This window comes from Aminiphilus circumscriptus DSM 16581, assembly GCF_000526375.1.
Lineage (GTDB): Bacteria > Synergistota > Synergistia > Synergistales > Aminiphilaceae > Aminiphilus > Aminiphilus circumscriptus.
Window position 1 is genome coordinate 394,481 of record NZ_JAFY01000005.1, and the last position, 17,706, is coordinate 412,186.

20 protein-coding genes are annotated in these 17,706 nt (G+C 59.6%); 3 read left to right on the forward strand and 17 right to left on the reverse strand.

Annotated elements, in window-relative coordinates:
* Positions 1-85 precede the first annotated feature (85 nt).
* The 8 genes from buk to K349_RS16880 all read right to left on the reverse strand — a co-directional run bounded on the left by buk (position 86) and on the right by K349_RS16880 (position 7,679).
* Complete coding sequence (gene buk / locus K349_RS0108985; protein WP_029165512.1) at positions 86-1,171, reverse strand: butyrate kinase; 1,086 nt, start codon at positions 1,169-1,171, stop codon at positions 86-88.
* Between the two features lie 83 nt (positions 1,172-1,254).
* Positions 1,255-2,202, reverse strand: a complete 948-nt coding sequence (ilvE, locus tag K349_RS0108990; protein WP_029165513.1) for a branched-chain-amino-acid transaminase — start codon at positions 2,200-2,202, stop codon at positions 1,255-1,257.
* Positions 2,203-2,368: 166 nt separating this feature from the next.
* The gene (locus K349_RS0108995) at positions 2,369-3,433 is read right to left on the reverse strand and encodes a hypothetical protein (protein WP_034265284.1); all 1,065 of its coding nucleotides are present in this window, start codon (positions 3,431-3,433) and stop codon (positions 2,369-2,371) included.
* A gap of 32 nt (positions 3,434-3,465) precedes the next feature.
* Entirely contained in the window at positions 3,466-4,551 is a 1,086-nt protein-coding gene (gene pgsW / locus K349_RS0109000; RefSeq protein WP_034265489.1) for a poly-gamma-glutamate system protein, read from the reverse strand.
* A 9-nt stretch (positions 4,552-4,560) separates the two neighbouring features.
* Positions 4,561-4,992, reverse strand: coding sequence for a poly-gamma-glutamate biosynthesis protein PgsC/CapC (locus K349_RS0109005; protein ID WP_029165516.1), 432 nt, complete (start codon positions 4,990-4,992; stop codon positions 4,561-4,563).
* Positions 4,973-5,641, reverse strand: a complete 669-nt coding sequence (locus K349_RS0109010; protein WP_029165517.1) for a helix-turn-helix transcriptional regulator — start codon at positions 5,639-5,641, stop codon at positions 4,973-4,975. Before K349_RS0109010 ends, K349_RS0109005 begins: the two co-directional genes overlap by 20 nt.
* A 264-nt stretch (positions 5,642-5,905) precedes the next feature.
* Entirely contained in the window at positions 5,906-6,895 is a 990-nt protein-coding gene (locus K349_RS0109015) for an ornithine cyclodeaminase (RefSeq protein WP_029165518.1), read from the reverse strand.
* A 457-nt stretch (positions 6,896-7,352) separates the two neighbouring features.
* Positions 7,353-7,679 (reverse strand): GNAT family N-acetyltransferase, encoded by a 327-nt coding sequence (locus tag K349_RS16880; RefSeq protein WP_051464306.1) that lies wholly within the window; start codon positions 7,677-7,679, stop codon positions 7,353-7,355.
* 250 nt (positions 7,680-7,929) lie between these two features.
* On the opposite strand from K349_RS16880, the gene K349_RS0109025 reads away from it, so the two are divergent.
* On the forward strand, positions 7,930-9,048 hold the full coding sequence (locus K349_RS0109025; protein ID WP_169731330.1) for an aminotransferase class I/II-fold pyridoxal phosphate-dependent enzyme: 1,119 nt from the start codon (positions 7,930-7,932) through the stop codon (positions 9,046-9,048).
* Positions 9,049-9,285: 237 nt separating this feature from the next.
* Here K349_RS0109025 and K349_RS0109035 read toward each other — a convergent pair whose 3' ends face one another.
* The 4 genes from K349_RS0109035 to K349_RS16885 form a co-directional block, all read right to left on the reverse strand.
* Complete coding sequence (locus tag K349_RS0109035) at positions 9,286-10,416, reverse strand: YkvI family membrane protein (protein ID WP_029165521.1); 1,131 nt, start codon at positions 10,414-10,416, stop codon at positions 9,286-9,288.
* Positions 10,417-10,968: 552 nt separating this feature from the next.
* Positions 10,969-11,166, reverse strand: a complete 198-nt coding sequence (locus K349_RS0109040) for a DUF1737 domain-containing protein (protein WP_034265497.1) — start codon at positions 11,164-11,166, stop codon at positions 10,969-10,971.
* 67 nt (positions 11,167-11,233) lie between these two features.
* Positions 11,234-11,644, reverse strand: coding sequence for a DUF488 domain-containing protein (locus K349_RS0109045; protein ID WP_029165523.1), 411 nt, complete (start codon positions 11,642-11,644; stop codon positions 11,234-11,236).
* Positions 11,645-11,727: 83 nt separating this feature from the next.
* On the reverse strand, positions 11,728-12,519 hold the full coding sequence (locus K349_RS16885) for a creatininase family protein (RefSeq protein WP_211240349.1): 792 nt from the start codon (positions 12,517-12,519) through the stop codon (positions 11,728-11,730).
* A gap of 342 nt (positions 12,520-12,861) precedes the next feature.
* Here K349_RS16885 and K349_RS18050 point away from each other — a divergent pair, with 342 nt between their 5' ends.
* Positions 12,862-14,640 carry a diguanylate cyclase domain-containing protein gene (locus K349_RS18050; protein ID WP_029165524.1) on the forward strand — a complete coding sequence of 593 codons (1,779 nt, stop codon included), beginning with the start codon at positions 12,862-12,864 and terminating at the stop codon, positions 14,638-14,640.
* 104 nt (positions 14,641-14,744) lie between these two features.
* Positions 14,745-14,984, forward strand: a complete 240-nt coding sequence (locus tag K349_RS19150) for a hypothetical protein (RefSeq protein WP_157367347.1) — start codon at positions 14,745-14,747, stop codon at positions 14,982-14,984.
* Between the two features lie 569 nt (positions 14,985-15,553).
* Here the strand turns inward: K349_RS19150 and K349_RS20095 are convergent.
* The 5 genes from K349_RS20095 to K349_RS0109085 all read right to left on the reverse strand — a co-directional run bounded on the left by K349_RS20095 (position 15,554) and on the right by K349_RS0109085 (position 17,653).
* The gene (locus tag K349_RS20095) at positions 15,554-15,856 is read right to left on the reverse strand and encodes a transposase (protein ID WP_029165526.1); all 303 of its coding nucleotides are present in this window, start codon (positions 15,854-15,856) and stop codon (positions 15,554-15,556) included.
* Positions 15,771-16,079, reverse strand: a complete 309-nt coding sequence (locus K349_RS19380) for a hypothetical protein (RefSeq protein WP_169731319.1) — start codon at positions 16,077-16,079, stop codon at positions 15,771-15,773. Before K349_RS19380 ends, K349_RS20095 begins: the two co-directional genes overlap by 86 nt.
* Before the next feature lie 67 nt (positions 16,080-16,146).
* Complete coding sequence (locus K349_RS20100) at positions 16,147-16,368, reverse strand: transposase (protein WP_476726748.1); 222 nt, start codon at positions 16,366-16,368, stop codon at positions 16,147-16,149.
* Positions 16,369-16,514: 146 nt separating this feature from the next.
* Positions 16,515-17,129 (reverse strand): DEAD/DEAH box helicase family protein, encoded by a 615-nt coding sequence (locus K349_RS0109080; protein ID WP_029165528.1) that lies wholly within the window; start codon positions 17,127-17,129, stop codon positions 16,515-16,517.
* Entirely contained in the window at positions 17,126-17,653 is a 528-nt protein-coding gene (locus K349_RS0109085) for a DUF3387 domain-containing protein (protein ID WP_274703386.1), read from the reverse strand. The genes K349_RS0109080 and K349_RS0109085 overlap by 4 nt, the downstream gene beginning before the upstream one ends.
* Between the last annotated feature and the right edge of the window lie 53 nt (positions 17,654-17,706).

Sequence of the window (17,706 nt, forward strand, 5' to 3'; positions counted from 1 at the left end):
CCTCCCGCAACACATGTCTGTTTTCCGCACGTTCCCACACACCACGGTGCGTCAGGGTATGCGGATCTCTCCGAGAGCCCCTCCGTCAGGAAGCGGCGACCATTTCGCCGTAACGCAGACACGGCTCCTCGCCGCGCAGAACGCGCAATGCCCCCTCCACAAGGGCACGCATCTCGTCCTCGCCGGGGTAGACGAGGACGGGAGCAATCCACTGCACCTGTTCCGTGACGAGACGGACGAACTCGCCGTCGTGGGCCACACCTCCCGTGAGCAGAATCGCCTCGACTTCGCCCTCCAGGGGGACCGCATAGGCGCCGATATCCTTCGCCACTTGGTAGGCCATGGTTTCGTAGACGAGACGGGCCTTCCCGTCTCCCTCGGCGATCCGGCGCCTCACTTCTCTGAGATCGCTCGTTCCCAGATATCCCACCACACCGCCCGCTCCGGCGATCTTCTTGCGAAGATCCTGCATGGTATGGTTACCGCTGAAACAAAGGCGGACGAGATCCCCCGCCGGAACGCCTCCGGAGCGCTCCGGCGAAAAAGGGCCGAATTCGTTGGCATTGTTGAGGTCCACCATCCGTCCCGCCTTGTGGGTGCAGATGGAGATGCCCCCGCCGAGATGGGCCACGACGACGTTCATTTTCCGCCAGTCCCGACCGAGATCTTTCGCGGCGCGGCGTACCGTGGCCTTGATGTTCAACGCGTGTCCCAGCGAGTGCTTCGGCAGCTCCGGCAGTCCCGTGATCCGTGCCACGGCATCAAGCTCGTCCACGGCGACCGGATCGACAATGTAGGCGGGGATCTTGCGCGGAAAGGCGATGGCCGCCGCGAGGATTCCCCCCAGGTTCGAAGCGTGCTCCCAGGGCTTTCCCCGGCGCAGATGGCTCAGAAGCAGTTCGTCCACCGCATAGGTTCCCCCCGGGATGGGGTCCACGATGCCTCCCCGTCCCACCACGGCCTGAAGCGCATCCAAATCCCCCCCCTCCTCTACCACCGCCTGCTCGATCACTCGGAGACGGAAGGGAAACTGTTCAACAACACACGGAAAGGCAGCGATCTCTTCCACGCAGTGGGACAGGGTCACTCTCCACGCCTCTTCATCGCCCCGATACCAGGCGATCTTGGTGCTTGTCGATCCCGGATTGATGGCAAGTACCTGCACTTCCACAGGATTCCCTCCTCCGCTGGTGCTCTCGCAACGACATGTCTTGACGGAAAAAAGGACGGGAAGCTCTCCCGTCCCCCTCCATTTTACGCCTCGTTCTCCTCGTGGCACCCCACGAAATCCTTGACGGGCCCTCGTTTTTCGTGAGGGCGCGCATCCCGGTAGATCTCGTATCCCTCGCTCCGGACGAGCTTGGAGAAAACATCCCGGATCCTTTTCGTCACAGGTCCTGGTTTTCCGTCCCCGACACTCCGCAGGTCCACCTCCACCACGGGGATGACCTCCGCTGCGGTTCCCGTGAGGAAAATTTCGTCCGCCGTGTAGATGTCCCAACGGTTCAGGAACGTCTCCTCCACAACATACCCCGCGTTCCGGGCCACGTCAATCACGGCGTTCCGGGTGACCCCGAGCAGAATGCCCACTGCGGAATGGGGAGTCTTCACCACGCCGTTCTTGACGAGAAAGATGTTGTCCCCCGTGCACTCCGCGACGTACCCTTCGCGGCTCATGCAGATGGCCTCGAGGACACCCGCATTGACCGCCTCGATCTTGGCCATGATGTTCGGCAGGTAGTTGCAGCTTTTCACCTGGGGTGCGAGAACCTCCCCGTAATTGCGCCGCGTGGCGGCGGTGATGACCTTGAGCCCCTTCTCGTAGAACTCCTCCGGATAGAGGGAGATGGAGGCGGCGATGCAGACCACCGAGGTATTGCCGTGACACTTTCTGGGATCCAGCCCGAGATCGCCCACGCCCCGGCCCACCACAAGCCGGATGTAGGCATCACGCAGGTTGTTCCTCCGACAGGTTTCCGCCACGATCTCCATCATTTCTTCCTTCGAGAGCGAAATGGGAAGCCAGATGGCCTTCGCGGAATCATAAAGACGATCGATGTGCTCCTCCAGTCGGAAAACTCGACCGTTGTAGGCACGAATACCCTCGAACACGCCATCGCCGTAGAGAAAACAATGATCGAAGACCGAGACCTTCGCTTCCTCTGCGGGGACGTACTGCCCATTGAGATAGATCACCGACATGTTCGCACCCCTCCTCTGCACGTAAGAACAATTCTTTTCTCCGACGGCACAAACACCGCATTTGTATTATATCCCAAGAAAACGAGCCGTCACCACAACAAGCTCGCCTTCCGGGCGCTCCACCGCAACATCGCCGAAAGCAGCCTCCCGCGGATCGGGCGAAACGTCAACCAATCCGCTGGAGCAGTTCCAGCGGAAGTCCCGCCACGTTGCCGCAGCCGAACACCCGTCCCGAAAGACGACCGAGCATCTCTTCCGGCGAGGGAGTTCCGAGCCGGAGGAATTCACGGGAGCTGCGAAACGGCGCGGGGCCGGTGATCCAGCGGGCCTTCCAGGGAAGAGAACGCATCCAGGGAAGAAACGCCCTGTATCGGGCGGGACGGTCCATTCGGTGGTGATACCACAGGGTGGTCTCCTCCGGGAGCCACCTCAGTGTCTCCCACAAAACCCGCGTGCTCTCCGGATCGTTCGCCGCGAATGCCGAAGCAAGAGAAACACCTCCTCCGGAACACCCCGGCAGGGAAAACACCCGGAATTCCCCTAGACTCGGAGGCAGTGCTTCCCAGGCGCGACGAGAGAGTTCCAGATCCAGCCCGAGACGGATACAGGCGGCAAGCACCGCAGTGGAATCGGGCCAGGCGTGTCCTCCGGAGCGTATTTCCCAGAAAAGAGGTGCTCCGTCGGCATCGGAAAGGCCGAAGGGAAGACATCCCCGGGCTTTCATCGCCTCGATCCGGGCAGCATTTGTGGCAAGTTCTTCGCCACATGCCACGGGCACATGCGGCGGAACTCCTCCGAGGAGAACGCGAAAGGCACGCTCGATCCCCGGCCCCCAGACCTCCTCATGATCCGCTCTGGCGTTGGTCCACACCACAAGAGTCGGATTCATCCAGCGTCCCGCGAGAGCTTGCAGTTCCGGGGCGACGGCACTGTTTTCGAGGATCACCGCTTCCTTGCCGGCAGGGGACTCTTTTCCCCGATAGCTGGGCACCTCCCGGGCCACATGACCCAACCACCAGCGCATTTCCTCCACGTGAGCCCCCGCGGCGCGGCGAATGACCCTTGTTCCTCCCGGCTCCAGAGAAAGAGGAATTACTCCGGTGATGCGTGCCCACACAAAATACCCCTGCGCCGCAAGCGCGGCGGCAAGAAGGCGTACGGCGCCACTTTTCCCCCGCGTTCCCGTGACGAGAATCCGCACCGCCGGAAGCCCCTGCACGTGCTCTTTCAAAAAAGGACCACTCCGACAGAACGGAAATCCGCTCATTCCAGCTCCCACCGAGAGAAGAGCGTCAACCCCAACGCAAAAGCGACGAGCCCCACGGCGGCTCCGAGTCGCCCCCGAGTCGCCGGTCCTTTTCGTTCCGGCGCTTTGTCGAAGGGGATGCCGCTTCTCCGGGCGAGATCGCGCACGTTCAGGAAATGGATCACGGGAAGCCCAGTCCCGGCCAATTTCCCGAGAACACCGTTACCATAGAAGGAAACAGGCATCCGACGGGAAGAAGCCTCCGGAAAATGGAGCCCCCCGGGAAGAAGTGTCACATCGGGATCGGTCCCCAGATTGGCGTGGCTCCCGCCGATCTGCACCACGAGTTTCGGATCGAAGGCAAGCACCCGGCGTGTCTTTTCCGCCACCATCATCTCCAGGCACTCCTCCGCAAGCAGCGGAACGCCGTTTCTCCGGGCGGCCTCGCGGAGCAGGGCAACACCCTCGGCAGCGAGGCCGCCTCCGGTTTCTCCGTCCCCTCCCAACGTACAGAACGCCGGAGCAGTCCGCAGAAAACCATGGCGCCGCAGAAGCGTCAGCAGATCCGGCAGAAGCAGCTCCGGCACATTCGCTCCCCAGGTGGAGGCCGCCAGGGAAGGTGCGAGCAGCACGGAAAGGCCCATCTCCTCCGCTGCGGCGAGTGCGGCGAGGAGAAATCCGGGAAAGGAGGCGGAGGAAAGAATCGCCACTCGGTCGCCCTGGGCAAGTCCGGCCTCCTTGAACCACCGGAGCACCCGAACCGCCCAGCGCGGATCGCAGGATGTCCGTTTCGCCTCCAGGTCCCCCAGGGTGGTCGTGACGACACTCCACTCCAGACCGATCAGTCCCGTTCCCCAGGGATCGACCTCTTTCGGGGAAGCGATCCCTCGGGCCTCCCGCTCGGTAACGAGCACCTCCTGCGCGGCACGAACCCTGTCCCACAAACGCTCTTCTTCCCGAGAAAGACGAACCCCGCCTCCCGTCCCGTCCCCCAGGGTGCACAACACGAGAAGTGCGGCGAGCAGAACGAGCCCAAGCACGCCGCGCATGGAAAAGGACGATGCACCATCGCCGAAGAGAAGTTTTCGAAAGAACTCTTCCATGAAAATCACCTAAAAGGGAAGCAGTTCCCGAACCAGGATCGCCGCGGCTCCCGCCGTCAGGGCCCCCGCATAGGTTGGAAGCACACCCTGGCGTTGCGCATCCCCCGCGAGAAGACCGGGAACCAGCCATCCGCTCCAGGGAACCGAGAGAGGAAAGAACGCGCTCCAGAAAAGAAAGACACTCAGAGAAAGGAGCATCGCCACGGTCATGCGCCTTCTTCCGTAGAGACCGAAGCAGCGCGTTACAGCCTCCAGAACAAGGGCCAGCAGCATGCCGAGGCCGAAGACGAGAGGAGCGACGAAGGAACGGAACCCCACCACCGCTAAAAAACCCGGCGTGATGATGCCTCCCGTTGCAAAACCCGTCCGGGCGGAGAAAAGCGCTCCGGCGGCGACACCCAGAATCAGACGCAGCAAATCCTCAAAGGGGCCGGTCGGCACGGCGCCGCACCTCCCGAAGATGGGCATAGAGAGTGAAACGGCTTTTCCCCGTCTCGCGGCAGAGCACCTCCATCGCCCCCTTGAACGAGAAGAACCCCCGCTCGCGAAGGCGCTCCAGAAGAAGCTCCCGCTCCTTTCTGGAGAGGAAGCGGAGTGGTTTCCCGAAGAGAGGACGCACCTCCCGAAGAAGTTCCTCGAAATGCGTGTCGCTTCCCGAGACAAAACGTTCCGGCGGCGCGGCAAACGGAAGCGGATCCACTTTCGTGAGCGTTTCCGCCCACTCCCGGAGCAGTTGTGCCCTGGTCATGTCCTGATTGAGGCAGAGCAAGCCCACGAGGTGCCTCTCTCCGTCCCGGACGAGGACAACGCTGGAGCGCAGAGCCCGACCGTCCGGCCCGGTGGAGGCGTAGTTGGCGATGTAGTCGAGATCCTCGCACTCTTCCGAGCGGAGAAGAAACGCGCCGAATTCCGTGAGGGGAGAATCGGGAGAACGCTCCGTGAGTGACGCGTTCTCCATGGCCACCACCCGGTGCCCTCCGTTGGACACATCGTGGAGCACGATCTCCCAGTCCGGCCCCAGAGTTTTTCCGAGGACCCGCACGACAGGAATGAAGGGAAGCAACAAGGGATGACACATTTGTGGGTTCATGCAAAGCCTTCCGTTCCTCGAAACAGGATGCGGCGTCTCCCCTCTTTCCGAGCGGAAACGCCGCTTTATCCTACCACCCTCTCCAAGAGCGTCAATGTGACGCCCCTCTAAGAGCTTGCACTCTCCCTATCCCTGAGCAAGACATGGGAAATGTATCCGTAACGCATAGGGACAACGCATTCACGAAGAAGAAGGAACAGCGGTTCTTGGTGAGTAAAAAGACATCGTCCGAAAAAATGACGATGAGAAACCTCGCTCAACTTCTCACAGTTCCAGCGTGTGCCCCACCTTTGCCTCCCGGGCCTTCTTCACGATGGCGGCGGCGGACACCACATCCAGGGCGGCGAAGCCGACGGTCTTCATGACCGTGATCTCCTCGGGAGACGTTCGTCCCGGAACACGTCCCAGCAGGAGATCTCCCAGTTCTCCCGCAATGCGCTCCGGCGTGAAACGCCCCTGTGCCTGGGGAATCAGGAAATCCCCTGCCTCAGCAAGCACCGCGTCCAGGCTGTCCACGAAGATCCGGTCAGCCCGCTCCAGCAAACGGACATCGAGTTCCTGCATGTCCGGACGGTAGGAGCCCACACCGTTCACGTGGGTTCCCGGCGCGACGCGGTTCCCGTCAAAGACGGGAGTCAGCGAGGTGGTCACCGCCGTGATGACCTGCGCCTCCTCGACAGCCTCGTCGGAAGAGGCTGCGGCGCAAAGCGTCGCGCCGAAACGCGCCGCCAGGGGTGCCATGCGCTCCACGAACGCTTCCGTGCGCTCCCGGACCACGTCGAAGACGAACACGTTTTTCAGGGCGCGCACCGTGAGCAGCGCCTCAAGCTGAGCCTCCGCCTGCCCCCCTGTGCCGAAGAGCGCCGCCGTGGAGGCGTCGGGACGGGCCAGCAGTTCCGTCGCAGCACCGGAGATAGCGGCGGTGCGCATCTGAGTGAGAACCGTTCCGTCCAGGATCGCGTCCACTTCACCCGTCTCTCCGTCCAGCAGAATCATCGTCGCCGGAACCACGGGTTTTCCCTTCTGTGCGTTACCGGGGAACACGGAGACGATCTTGATCCCCGCCCGTTCCACTTCCTCTGCGTAGGCGGGCATGAAAAGACACTGCCCCTTTCCCTTCCCCACATCGAGAACGCTCCGCAACGGCACCTGGGTTCTCCGCTCCGAATGGAGAACAAAGGCTTTCTTGTCCGCCTCGATGGCATCGCGCATGGTGAACACCGAGCGTATGGCTTTCCTGTCGAGCAACAGCATCGCAGACCCCTCCTCCGCCGGTCATCGTCCCCGAAAAGGAACGGCGGGGGCATGACAGCTTCCTTTATAACGGATGCTAGCGCTTTGACCATGAAATTGTCAATCTGACAATTATTTTTTATCTCGATAACGTACAATATCTTTCTCAAAATTGAGAGGAGCAGGTCTTTCCAAAACAAGACGATAACCTCCGAATCAAGAGGTATTCTTGCTGTACTCCACCACAGCGAAAACCCCAAGGAGGACTGTCGTCATGGAGAATCCCACCACAAAGCGGCCATCGAATGCACAGCGGGAGACCCTGTGCAGAAGTGCGATCTCTCTGGACAGCAACGTACTTGAGTACCACCTCGGCGGGATCATTCGCTCCACCGCTCAAGAAAACGCTGAACGGACTCCTGGAGGCCGAGGCCGACCGCATTTGCAGTGCCGAACGTGTCGACAGTCGTTCCGGCCGCTACGAGCGGACCAAGAGGCCTTTCCGAGTTCGTATCCCAGCTCTCCCCGCCGATGTTTCCCACCGCACATTGTGGAAACCGCAGGTGCCCAGCAGGGCCCCTTGTGTCTTGCAGGTGATTCCCCAGCGGATACCCATTCCCCTGTCGAAAAGCCCTCCCAGAAGATCGACCATGTCACGAGCCTCGGCGAGAGTCCGCGTCGGATCGAGCGTCAGATATTCCATAACTTCAGGATCCGACCAGCGACACAACAATTCCTCCGCGTCGTCAGCTACAAGATACCTCAAGCGGAGACGCGGCGTTTCGAGTTCCGGGAACGTACCCATTGGAAGCCTCCTCATACTGCAGGATCCACCCTTCCGAGAGCGCCATGCCGACACCCCGGGGAATGTCCTCCTCTGACTGTGCCCTTCGCGTCAACGACCACGCGCACGTCGGCCCCGCACTCCGCGGGTAGCCCCGACGTACCTCCTGCAGTATACTTAATGTTGGAGGGCGTTGCGGGAAAACGGAACGCACGGGATGATTCCGTCGGCATTCCCTCAAGGCTGCTCGAACGAACGACAGGAAATCGAGGTGTTCATCATCGACTGGAAAGGGACTCTTCCGCAACATCTCTTCAACATCGACCAACAGGGATACGTTTCCGCCGAAGCCGAAACGATCCGTTACCCTGATGGCCTGGAGCGCATCGACTGCGGCCTCGGCACAAATCCGATAGGCATGCCCGCCGCAGTCCGCGCAGGGCTGGAGCGATTGAGCACATGTGCTCTCTGCGACTACCCCGCTCCCGAACCGGAGGATCTCAAAAAGGGCATTGCGGCAACCTATCCCTGCTGGCAGGTGAAGCCGGAGCAGATTCTCCCCGGGGCAGGCTCCATGGGCGTCCTGGTGACGCTTCTGCGGCTGCTGCTCCGCCCCGGCTCCGTCCTTGCAGGCCCTTCGCCCCAGTTCACGGATACGATTCTCCAGGCGCTCTTCAACGAGGCTTCCTATGCTCCGGTTCCGCTTGCACCTCCCGTCTTCCGCCTGACCGCAGCCCCCCTCCTCGAAGCCGTCGAAAAGGCTCCGACACTGCTTTACCTCGACCGCCCCCACAACCCAACCGGCCAGGTGCTCCCCCTGGAGGACGTGGACAGACTTGCCCGCCGCGGCATGGAAAAAGGGGTATGGATTCTCTCCGACGAAGCCTACGGGGACTTTCTGCCCCCCGAGGAATCAGCCTGTCGTCTGCCCCATCCAAACCTGGTGACCTGTCGCTCTTTCTCGAAAGGGTTGGGAGGCGCAGGACTCCGGGTTGGATATGCCGTGACGCGCAACGAAGAGCTCGCCACCCTCTTTCGCCGGATTCAGCCCCCCTTCGCCGTGGGAACCCTCGATGCGGCGTTGGCACTGGCTGCCCTGGAGGACACTTCCTTTCTGGAGGAAACCCGTCGCTACGTGCGCTACGCCAAAGAGCGGACCCTGGAAGCCCTCCGGACAAAGGCGGAGTGGACCGTGGCGGAAACCGACCTGCGCGTGCCCATCTTCTTTCTGTCCCAGGAATCGGGAGACCTTGTGCGGCGCCTTGCCGCAGGAGGCATTCTCTGCGAAGCCGGAAGCGGCTACGTGGGACTGGACAACCGCCGTGCGAGGCTTCGCGTTCCCTCCCCGGACAAGCTGGAACTCTTCCTGGAACGTATAGGCACCATATAGCATCTATTTTAAAGAAGAAAGGACGCTTTCCGGGAAATCTCGGACACACCCGGACGGTTGTTGCCGTGGTTTCCGGAGAAGGCCGCAGGCGCATGGAAAGGCCTTGTGTCCGGCTGGAGAACCCGGAAATCGGCCACATCATGCCGTAGAAAACAGGACATGCCCTCCGGGATGGATCCGCCGGAGGGCATGTCAATCTCCCGTACTTTCAGCGGGAGTGCAAGAGCTAAACGCCGCTCAAGCCTTGTTCAATTTGCTCAGCTTGTAGAGACCGATGGTGAATAGCCCCACACCCTGGAGAATGAAGAAGGCCCAACTGATGGTGCCGTACCCCTGGGCGATAAGGCCGATAAGCCCGAAATTGGAAATGCCCAACCCCGCAAGGGAAAGTCCCGCTCCCACAAGTCCCCGGGCGGTGTTGCTCATGCCGTGGCCCCTCTTGGCGATGAGGGACGAATTGATGCGCTCGTTGATGGAGTGAAAAAAGCCGACCCCGGTCTCTATCATCGTCCCGAAAAGAACCACCAGCCACACGGGAAGCAGAAAAGGAATGCCGAATTTGTCGATGATCCCGTTGATCGGGATCTCCATGCTCAGCACGTCGGGATAGAACCCGATGGTGACGAAGTAGAAGAAAAATCCGGGCAAAATGCAGATCACCGCCGCCGCGATCCCCGAAATGATGGCTTCCCGCCGAGTTTCCAGGTAATTGAGGGAGAAGAGAACCGTGGACGTCACGGCGATGTTGTAGAAGGCATACTGAAATCCGCCCATGGCCCAACCCGGCTTGACAATGTCGGCGGCGAAGTTGGCCGAAATGGCTCCTCCGAACCTTGTGACCCCCACGAAAAGGAAGAATGCGTACACGCCGTAGAGAAGATAGGACCACCAGGAAAGAGCCACCTCGATGGCCCGGCTGCCACTGTAGGTCAGGTACGCCACTGCCACGAGGAAAAGACCGGAGCCGACCAGGGACGGAATGCCCAGCGTATCCCGCAGAATGCTTCCCGACGCGGCGCCCACCACACCCATGATGAGAAAGAGAAGAACAATGAAGCACACCTCGTAGAGAATCCACCCCTTGCCGATCAGTTTTTCGAAGAAGGTGCGGTAATCGTACGCCTTGAAAGCCCGGGCGAACTCAAAGCTGAGCGCGAACAAGGCAGCCCAGAGCACCGTGGTGAGACACATGCCCATCAGCCCGCCCGTGGGACCGTACTGCACGAAATACTCCACCAGCTCGCGTCCTGTTCCGTAGCCGCCGGCGATGAGGACGGACTGCGCGATGAAACCGGGGAGCAGGTATTTTTTGTACCAGGAATAGTCCATGAAAAAAGACAGCGCGCTTTTCTTCTTTTCTTCCGCCATGTGGCGTTTCCCCTCCTTGCACAACATATGGCTTCACTCCGCCATGGAGCCTCTCCCGGCAACGGAACCGTTTCGTACCGTCGCCTCTTCCGCTCGTCTCGTCTCGTCTCGTTCACGCCCGGTCGCGCGCTCTTTCACTCCCCCTTTCACAAAAAAAGGTCCCGCCGAAGTTCAGCGGGACCCTGCCTGTTCTGCCATACGACACGTCAGCCGTCAGACATTGCAGGAGGAGTCCCGGAGGCGAACATAAAACAGGAATACCCTACGGTGCGGAACGAAAAGGTAAACCCATATCCCACGAGACATCACCCCTTTTGACAAGTAGTATGCAGTGTGGCTGATTAGGGGCAATCTTAGAGCCGCGTACGTTCCCTGTCAAGCTCTTTCCGGAAGAATCGGCATTGATCCGCGCCTCAAAGTCCACCCCTCGCTCGCATCCTGATCACGCCACATCCTTGCGTAAATCCCTTTTTTCGCAAGGAGTACCTCCCAGCCATCGTTATTTCTCAGGCCGATGTCCAGCAATCTCCCATGAACGACGCTCCAGACACCTCAGGCCTTCCTTGCGGACGGCCAGAGCACCGCCTGGGCGACAACGACCTTTTCGCCGTCGAACGTAGCCGCCGGAGATCCGTAAAGATCATATCCAAGAGCGAGCATCTCGCTCACTCGATGACAAAACGAGGCGTCATCCGGCCCCGTCAACAACCGGTACACGGGAAGACCGTCGGGTGGTAGAGACATCGACATCACTCTCTTTCCGGGAACGAATCCCCGCCGCATTTTTTTGAAGAAAATCGCCGAACATCCCGAGAAATCAGGCATCCCGAAATGCACCCACATTGTCTGAGGAATGATCAGTCCTTTCCGTGAGTACCTCAGATTTTCCGTCGAGGTATTCCTTCAGCACGACCGCATGGTTCACGTGAGCATCTCGAGCGGCAAAAAGAAGCGTGAGCGTTCCCTTCCGCGAAAGCTCCACAAGCTCGTCCACCACCTGCGGCCTTCCGTCGAGTTCGGAAACATAGCGCTCCCTGAATGCCTCCCACTGGGAGAAATCCCGGTGGAACCATTTTCGGAGGGCGTCGCTGGGTGCCGCGTCCCTCAGCCACAGATCCGCCTGCAGCCGCTCTTTCGTGAAACCCCGAGGCCACAGCCTGTCCACGAGAACCCGAACGCCGTCCGCATCCTCCTTTGGATCGTACACACGTTTCGTCCGAATCGCCATCAACCCACCTCCCGAAACGCCGCACATCGACTCTAACGGAGAAGAATGCATCTTCTCCGGCCCTCTCCCTTTTGCTCTCACGTTCAAAAGAGATCTCTCTCACCTTTGCCTGTTGTCATAGTTCCAATTTCGTCTCTCCAGATCCTGAACCAGATCGACGACAAAATCGGTGACGCACCGGAGCATCCGCTGCCCCTTCTCCAGCGTCGCCTTCGTCGGGTCGCCCGTCGCCCCCGTCCTCGTGATCTCCTCGATGTCCCAGATGACAGTGGCGAACTCCCCAGAGCCATCACATCCTCGGGCACCTGCCGTTCCGCCAGGGACACATCGACCAGTTCCGGCCGAACGGCCATGGTGATCGAGGTCTCCCCCTCGCCTCCATGGCCGAGGCCGTTCCACACGTCGAACATGTCGGCAAGCCGCGCACCGGTGATGTTCCACCACGCGGGGACAAACACCAGAACAGCGTCCTTGAAGCGGTCCTTCACCTTTCGCGCGGCGATCTCGAGAGCCGGAATGTTGCCGTCATGCCCGTTCAGAATCACGATACGGCGAATACCGTGCTCGATCAGGCTGGTGAAGATATCCTCCGCCAGGGCGATGGTCGTCTCGAACCGCAACGTGACGGACAAGGGGTAGTGATTGTAGTGAAGAGAGGTTCCGAAGGGAACTCCGGGGACTACCACGGTCTTCGACAGCCTGAGCGCCGCCTGTCGGGCGATCTCCGTGGGGACGAACAGATCAGGCCCCAGAGGCAGATGCCATCCGTGGCTCTCGCAACTGCCGAAAACGGTGATGGCGCTGTCGATTTCTTCGTCCTGGATCATATTCTTCAGTTCAAACGCGGAAAATTCGTTCAGAAAAACCTTTTTCATCGCTCTTCCTCCTCCGAAATCCGGCCATCCAAACCCCACAAAGACCCCGACTTGCGCAAAACCGGGTGAAAAACTTGCGGTCGCCGCATGGCGGTCTCGTCTGTCCTGCATCGAACGCAAGCATATCAAATAGAATAGATTTTTCTCCTGCGAGGACGGCATGGTATAGTTTCTCTCAGTAACACTTTGAACGACCGTTCTTCCTCGCGTCAGGAGGGGAGAACTCCCCAGGCAACCGTCCCTCTCTCATCGAAGAGTCCTGGGAAAAAGCTCGCTCGTTCGAAACAGCCCGTTCTTCTTTCGGGAAACAAACTCCTCATCCTGCCCGGAGTGTGATGCGCCATGCATCGATGGACATTCGTTCTCGGACTTCTTCTGCTCGCGGGAATCGCGTGGGCCGAGCAACCACAACCGGTAGTCCGCCTATGCGTAGATCCGGACTGGGAACCCTATGAAAAGCTCACCCCGGACGGCCGTCATGTGGGCATTGCTGCGGATCTTCTGCAGCACATCGCCCAAGCCGCCGGAGTGAGGATTGAAATTGTACCCACCCGAGACTGGGAGCAAAGCCTGGAATACGCCCGACAGGGCACATGCGACGGGCTCTCTTTTCTCAATCGCACCACGGCCCGGGACGAATGGCTGGCCTTCACCAAACCGTATTTCACCGATCCCAACGTGATCATCACCCGAAGAGAGCACGAGTACGTTCCAGACCTGGCGCGTCTCAAAGATGCCCGCATCGCCCTCCCCCGAGGCACGAGCATCGAGGAACGCGTGCGCCGGGAGTACCCCAATCTGACCGTGATAGCCGTTGATTCCGAAGCCGAGGCATTTCGGCTCGTTGAAGAGCGTCAGGCCGACCTGACGCTGCGTTCCTTGACTATGGCAGCCTATATCATCCGCAAGGAGGGATGGTTCAACCTCAAAATCTCCGGAGAGGTCCCCGCCTATGCCAACCAGTTGCGCATCGGCATCCGGCGTCCACTCCTCCACGTGCGCGATATTCTCGACACGGGAATAAGCGCGATCACTCCCGATAAGGTGGAGACCGCAGTCAACCGCCACATCGCCATCAACGTCGCCTACCGGGTTGACTACGGTCTTGTGACCAAGATCGCAGGAACCTTCCTTGCACTGCTCCTCCTCTTCGGCATATGGGGCAGGCGGGAGCGACGTCACAAAAAAGCCTTGTCCCTGATCAACACCGAACTGGTCGAGGAAATGCAACGACGCAAAGAAAGCGAAGAGCTGCTCCGCGCCAGGGAATACCGCATGCATCTCATTCTGGAAACCGCCCATGAAGGAATCGCGGTCATGCAGGGCGGACGGATCGTCTACTTCAACCGTGCATTACCTCGTCTTTTCGGATACACCGCCGAAGAGCTGCTGGCGTTACCGTCCTTTGCACCACTCGTGCATCCCGAAGATCTGACGCTCGCGACGGAAAAACACCGCCAGCACATGGAGGGAGAAACAGCCGAACAGCGCTACCCTCTGCGCCTGGTCCGCAAGGACGGATCAGCATTCTGGGCCGAGCTGAGCGGCGTTTTCCTCCAGTGGAACGGCCACCCCGCCACTCTCAATTTCGTGACGGACATCAGCGACCGGAAGGCCCAGGAAGAGCACATCCGCCACCAGGCCACCCACGATGCCCTGACCGGACTGGCGAACCGTTCTTTCTTCCTCGATCTCCTGGAACAGGAAGTGGAATGGAGCAGAAAGGAAGGGAAAAAACTCGGCGTGCTCTTCGTCGACCTGAACCGGTTCAAACCGGTGAACGACACCTATGGACACGAAGTGGGCGATCAGCTTTTGAAAGCCTTTTCACTGCGCCTGGTCGGCGCGGTGCAAAGCATCGACACCGTAGCCCGCATGGGCGGAGACGAGTTTCTCCTGCTCCTCCCCAACATTCCCCACCGCACCAGCGCGGAGCAGGTCGCCGCGAAAATCCGCCACGCCATGAAACAGCCGTTTTCCATCGGTGGCCACGACATCATGCTCTCGGCAGGAGTGGGCATCGCCATCTTCCCCGACGACGGCACGGAAACCGCACAGGTGCTTCAGGCTGCGGACCAGGCCATGTACGCGGACAAGCAGCGCCACACCACACCCCTCTGACATCGGACACCGTCACGGGAATCCACGAGGATCTTTCGCTCTCTCCGCGAAAGAGGCGTCCCTCCCGAAAAAGACTGGGCAGGATGCGCGGCGGAAAACCATTCATGTCAGGCTTCTCCGTCAGCGACGGGCCGCAGCCCGAGGAACACCTCGTGTCCGGTATCGCTGTACGAGCTGTGCTCAAGGGGGACCGCGAGGGGTTCGAAGCCGGCGGCAGCAATCAGCTCCAACCATACGGCTCTCAGGAACAGACCCATCACGTGACGGTCGTGGACAACTTCGACGGCTCCGCTTTCGTCTCTCAAGAGGCACGCCATGTCGGTCACGTCTATGTCGGTTTGTGAGTCGGGAACCCATCGCCATTCGAGGTAGCGCAAGCCGCGCCCACCCCCGCCGCTGCCGAGATCGAGCAACGTCCGGGGCGGCCGCCGACAATGGGCTTGGAACAGGCACCGGTAGAACACCGCTTCCTCCGCGTAGTCGCCCACCGGCGTCAACAGCGGATACCAATCCGCCAGATCACGGTAAAAGAGCTGGGGTCGGTCGTCAAATAGCGGACACCAAAACATGTAAGCAGCCTACTGCTCTTTGAAAAATTGTTTCTCATAGGTGGCAGGGGAGAGAGAACCAAGTCTCTTCTGCCGTCGCTGCCGATTGTAAAAGGAAACCCTGAACAAGCTTCTCGAAAAATGTTCACAGCGGGAGGAAAAGAGGAAATGCCCCGCAAAGACCACGTTTCCCGCACCTCTGGCAGCGGAACGTGAGGAATGATCTCCGTCTTCCAGCCCTTTTTAACCCCGGTAGCGATTTTTAGAGACACTACCCCCCTGTGGACAGGAGAAAACCTCTCGCCATGGTGAGATTGCACAGAGCGAAGAGCACGTACACGACACCGGTATTTTTGGCAAAGCCCCTACACGCGCACTTTGGGAAATCCGAAGGCGCCTGTGACGACGGAGCAGACCTGTTCAACCCGCGAACGGACTTTTGAAAGAAGACGGTTTTGCTCTTTCTCTTCTTCGGTGAGCTTTTTGTGCTTCGTGGCTCTTTTTTGGGTATAATCCACGGCCCGCGGGGCTTTCTTTCGGATCTCTTCGGTTTTGCCCATGTAGGCCGATCCGTGCAGGAGTTCACCAATTCGGGTGGAGTCGTGCACGTTTGCGGGAGTGGTGACGAGGCTCGCGGACCTGTTTGCTTTCCTTGTCCATCCCGACATGGACTTTCATGCCGAAGTAGTACTGGTTGCCCTTCTTCGTGGAGTGCATCTCCGGATCGCGTTTCTTCTCCAGGGTTTTCGCCTGCGAGGGAGCGTGGATGATTGTGGCGGGCGCGTTGGTTCCCTCGGAGAGTTTTAAGCCCCTGGAGGCGAGAGAAAGATTTCCTGCCTCGAAGGGACTCTTGCGAGCTTGTGGGTTTCCAGAAGATGGCGGAACGTGCAAATCGTGCGTCCGGAACGGGTTCGTTGCGCAAGATCGATACGGGCGGAAGCGCCGCATGGACTCCACGTCACACGAGGGCTTCTTCCACACCCCTGTCGCTCAAGGCCCGACCTCGTTCTGGAGAACGTGGAGCCGCAAGCATTTCCAGCCCTATGGGAGGACGTCCCTTTCCCTCTTTCGGATAGAAGGGTTCGAGAAGAGCGCAAAGCTTTTTCCAAGGGACTCTCTGTTCCATTTCGGCGAGAAAGAGTTCCCGTTTTGTGGGTTTTCGGTCTTTCTCGAACGAAATGGCGCTCGCGAAAGTTTTCTGTCGCTTTCTCGTACCTCAGCCCCCTGGAAAGAGGGTCGCACCGGAGGAACATGGTGGCTTTGGGATTCATTTTACGGTCTCAAGGGAAAAACGGCGACATCCGCGCGGAGTTTTTCAGAGATTCCTTAGGCATAAACCCGCTCGCCAGAGATCTCGCGTCCATCGCCTCTCAAGGGCGTGGCGGTCAGGCTTACAACCTTGGCGTTGGGAAACCGCTCGAAAACCCGTTCCCAACTTCTGGCGACGTTGTGATGCCCCTCGTCCACCAGGATCAGGTCGAAGAAATCATCGGCGAAGGCGGGAAGCCAGCGGTCGGCCAGGCTGGCCAGTTGCTGGATGTTTGTAACCACGATATGCGAATTCTCGCAGTCGTGGATGTTCGCGTCCTGGCCGTCCAGGACGGCCGTGAAGGGGCCATGACTCACGTCGGTCAGAACGCGCGTCGAGGTCCAGAAACATTCCCGACCGGCGACATCGAAGGCCGTGGAAATGCCCCGGCGAATCTCAAGGTTCGGGGCGATCACCAGGACCCGCCCCTGGGCGGTCTCAAAAGGCAGCAGCGCCATGAGGCCTGTCTTGCCGCAGCCCACCGGAATCTGAAGGATGGCGTGGTCGCTACTGTTCCGGAAATGTTGGCGCGTGCGGAACCAGCCCTCGACCTGGGGATCACGCAGGTCGGGGTTGCCCTGGATGAAGGGCCGCGTTGTGTTGAAGAATCTGGCTATTTCCTCGTTGGTCATTCTTTTTCCGTCCAGTCCCTGCAAAGAACTTCCGCTTGTTCCAAAACAAGCTCCGTGGCGTGAGCCTGCTTGTCCGGCGGATAGCCATATTTTCGAAGAATGCGCTTGATGATCACCCGCATCTGGGCGCGGACGTTTTCCCGGACGGTCCAGTCTATGGTGATGCTGTTCCGCACCGCCTTCACCAATTCCTGGGCGATCAGCCGCAGTGTCTCATCGCCGAGTACGGCCACTGCGCTATCATTGACCTCCAGTGCGTCATAAAAAGCTACCTCGTCATCCGTCAGCCCCAGCTTCTCGCCTCGCTGGTTGGCCTCGCGCAGGTCCTTCGCCAATGCGATCAATTCTTCGATCACCTGTGCCGTTTCAATGGCCCGGTTTTGGTATTTCTTAATCGCATTCTCAAGAAGCTCTGCAAACGACCGGGCCTGCACCAAGTTCTTTCGCCCGCGTGCCTTGATCTCGCCTTCCAGCAACTTGCGCAGCATTTCGACCGCCAAGTTCCTTTGCGGCATGCCGCGCACTTCTGAGGTACGTTGAAAATATCGGACACCAAAGTTACTATCCAACCAAAACG

Coding starts and splice junctions, on each gene's coding strand:
- ilvE (WP_029165513.1), bottom strand. CDS start 2,202: ATGTCGGTGATCTATCTCAATGGGCAGTACGTCCCCGCAGAGGAAGCG.
- pgsW (WP_034265489.1), bottom strand. CDS start 4,551: ATGGAAGAGTTCTTTCGAAAACTTCTCTTCGGCGATGGTGCATCGTCC.
- K349_RS0109010 (WP_029165517.1), bottom strand. CDS start 5,641: ATGAACCCACAAATGTGTCATCCCTTGTTGCTTCCCTTCATTCCTGTC.
- K349_RS0109015 (WP_029165518.1), bottom strand. CDS start 6,895: ATGCTGTTGCTCGACAGGAAAGCCATACGCTCGGTGTTCACCATGCGC.
- K349_RS16880 (WP_051464306.1), bottom strand. CDS start 7,679: ATGGGTACGTTCCCGGAACTCGAAACGCCGCGTCTCCGCTTGAGGTAT.
- K349_RS0109035 (WP_029165521.1), bottom strand. CDS start 10,416: ATGGCGGAAGAAAAGAAGAAAAGCGCGCTGTCTTTTTTCATGGACTAT.
- K349_RS0109040 (WP_034265497.1), bottom strand. CDS start 11,166: ATGTCGATGTCTCTACCACCCGACGGTCTTCCCGTGTACCGGTTGTTG.
- K349_RS0109045 (WP_029165523.1), bottom strand. CDS start 11,644: ATGGCGATTCGGACGAAACGTGTGTACGATCCAAAGGAGGATGCGGAC.
- K349_RS16885 (WP_211240349.1), bottom strand. CDS start 12,519: ATGAAAAAGGTTTTTCTGAACGAATTTTCCGCGTTTGAACTGAAGAAT.
- K349_RS18050 (WP_029165524.1), top strand. CDS start 12,862: ATGCATCGATGGACATTCGTTCTCGGACTTCTTCTGCTCGCGGGAATC.
- K349_RS19150 (WP_157367347.1), top strand. CDS start 14,745: ATGTCAGGCTTCTCCGTCAGCGACGGGCCGCAGCCCGAGGAACACCTC.
- K349_RS20095 (WP_029165526.1), bottom strand. CDS start 15,856: ATGTCGGGATGGACAAGGAAAGCAAACAGGTCCGCGAGCCTCGTCACC.
- K349_RS0109080 (WP_029165528.1), bottom strand. CDS start 17,129: ATGACCAACGAGGAAATAGCCAGATTCTTCAACACAACGCGGCCCTTC.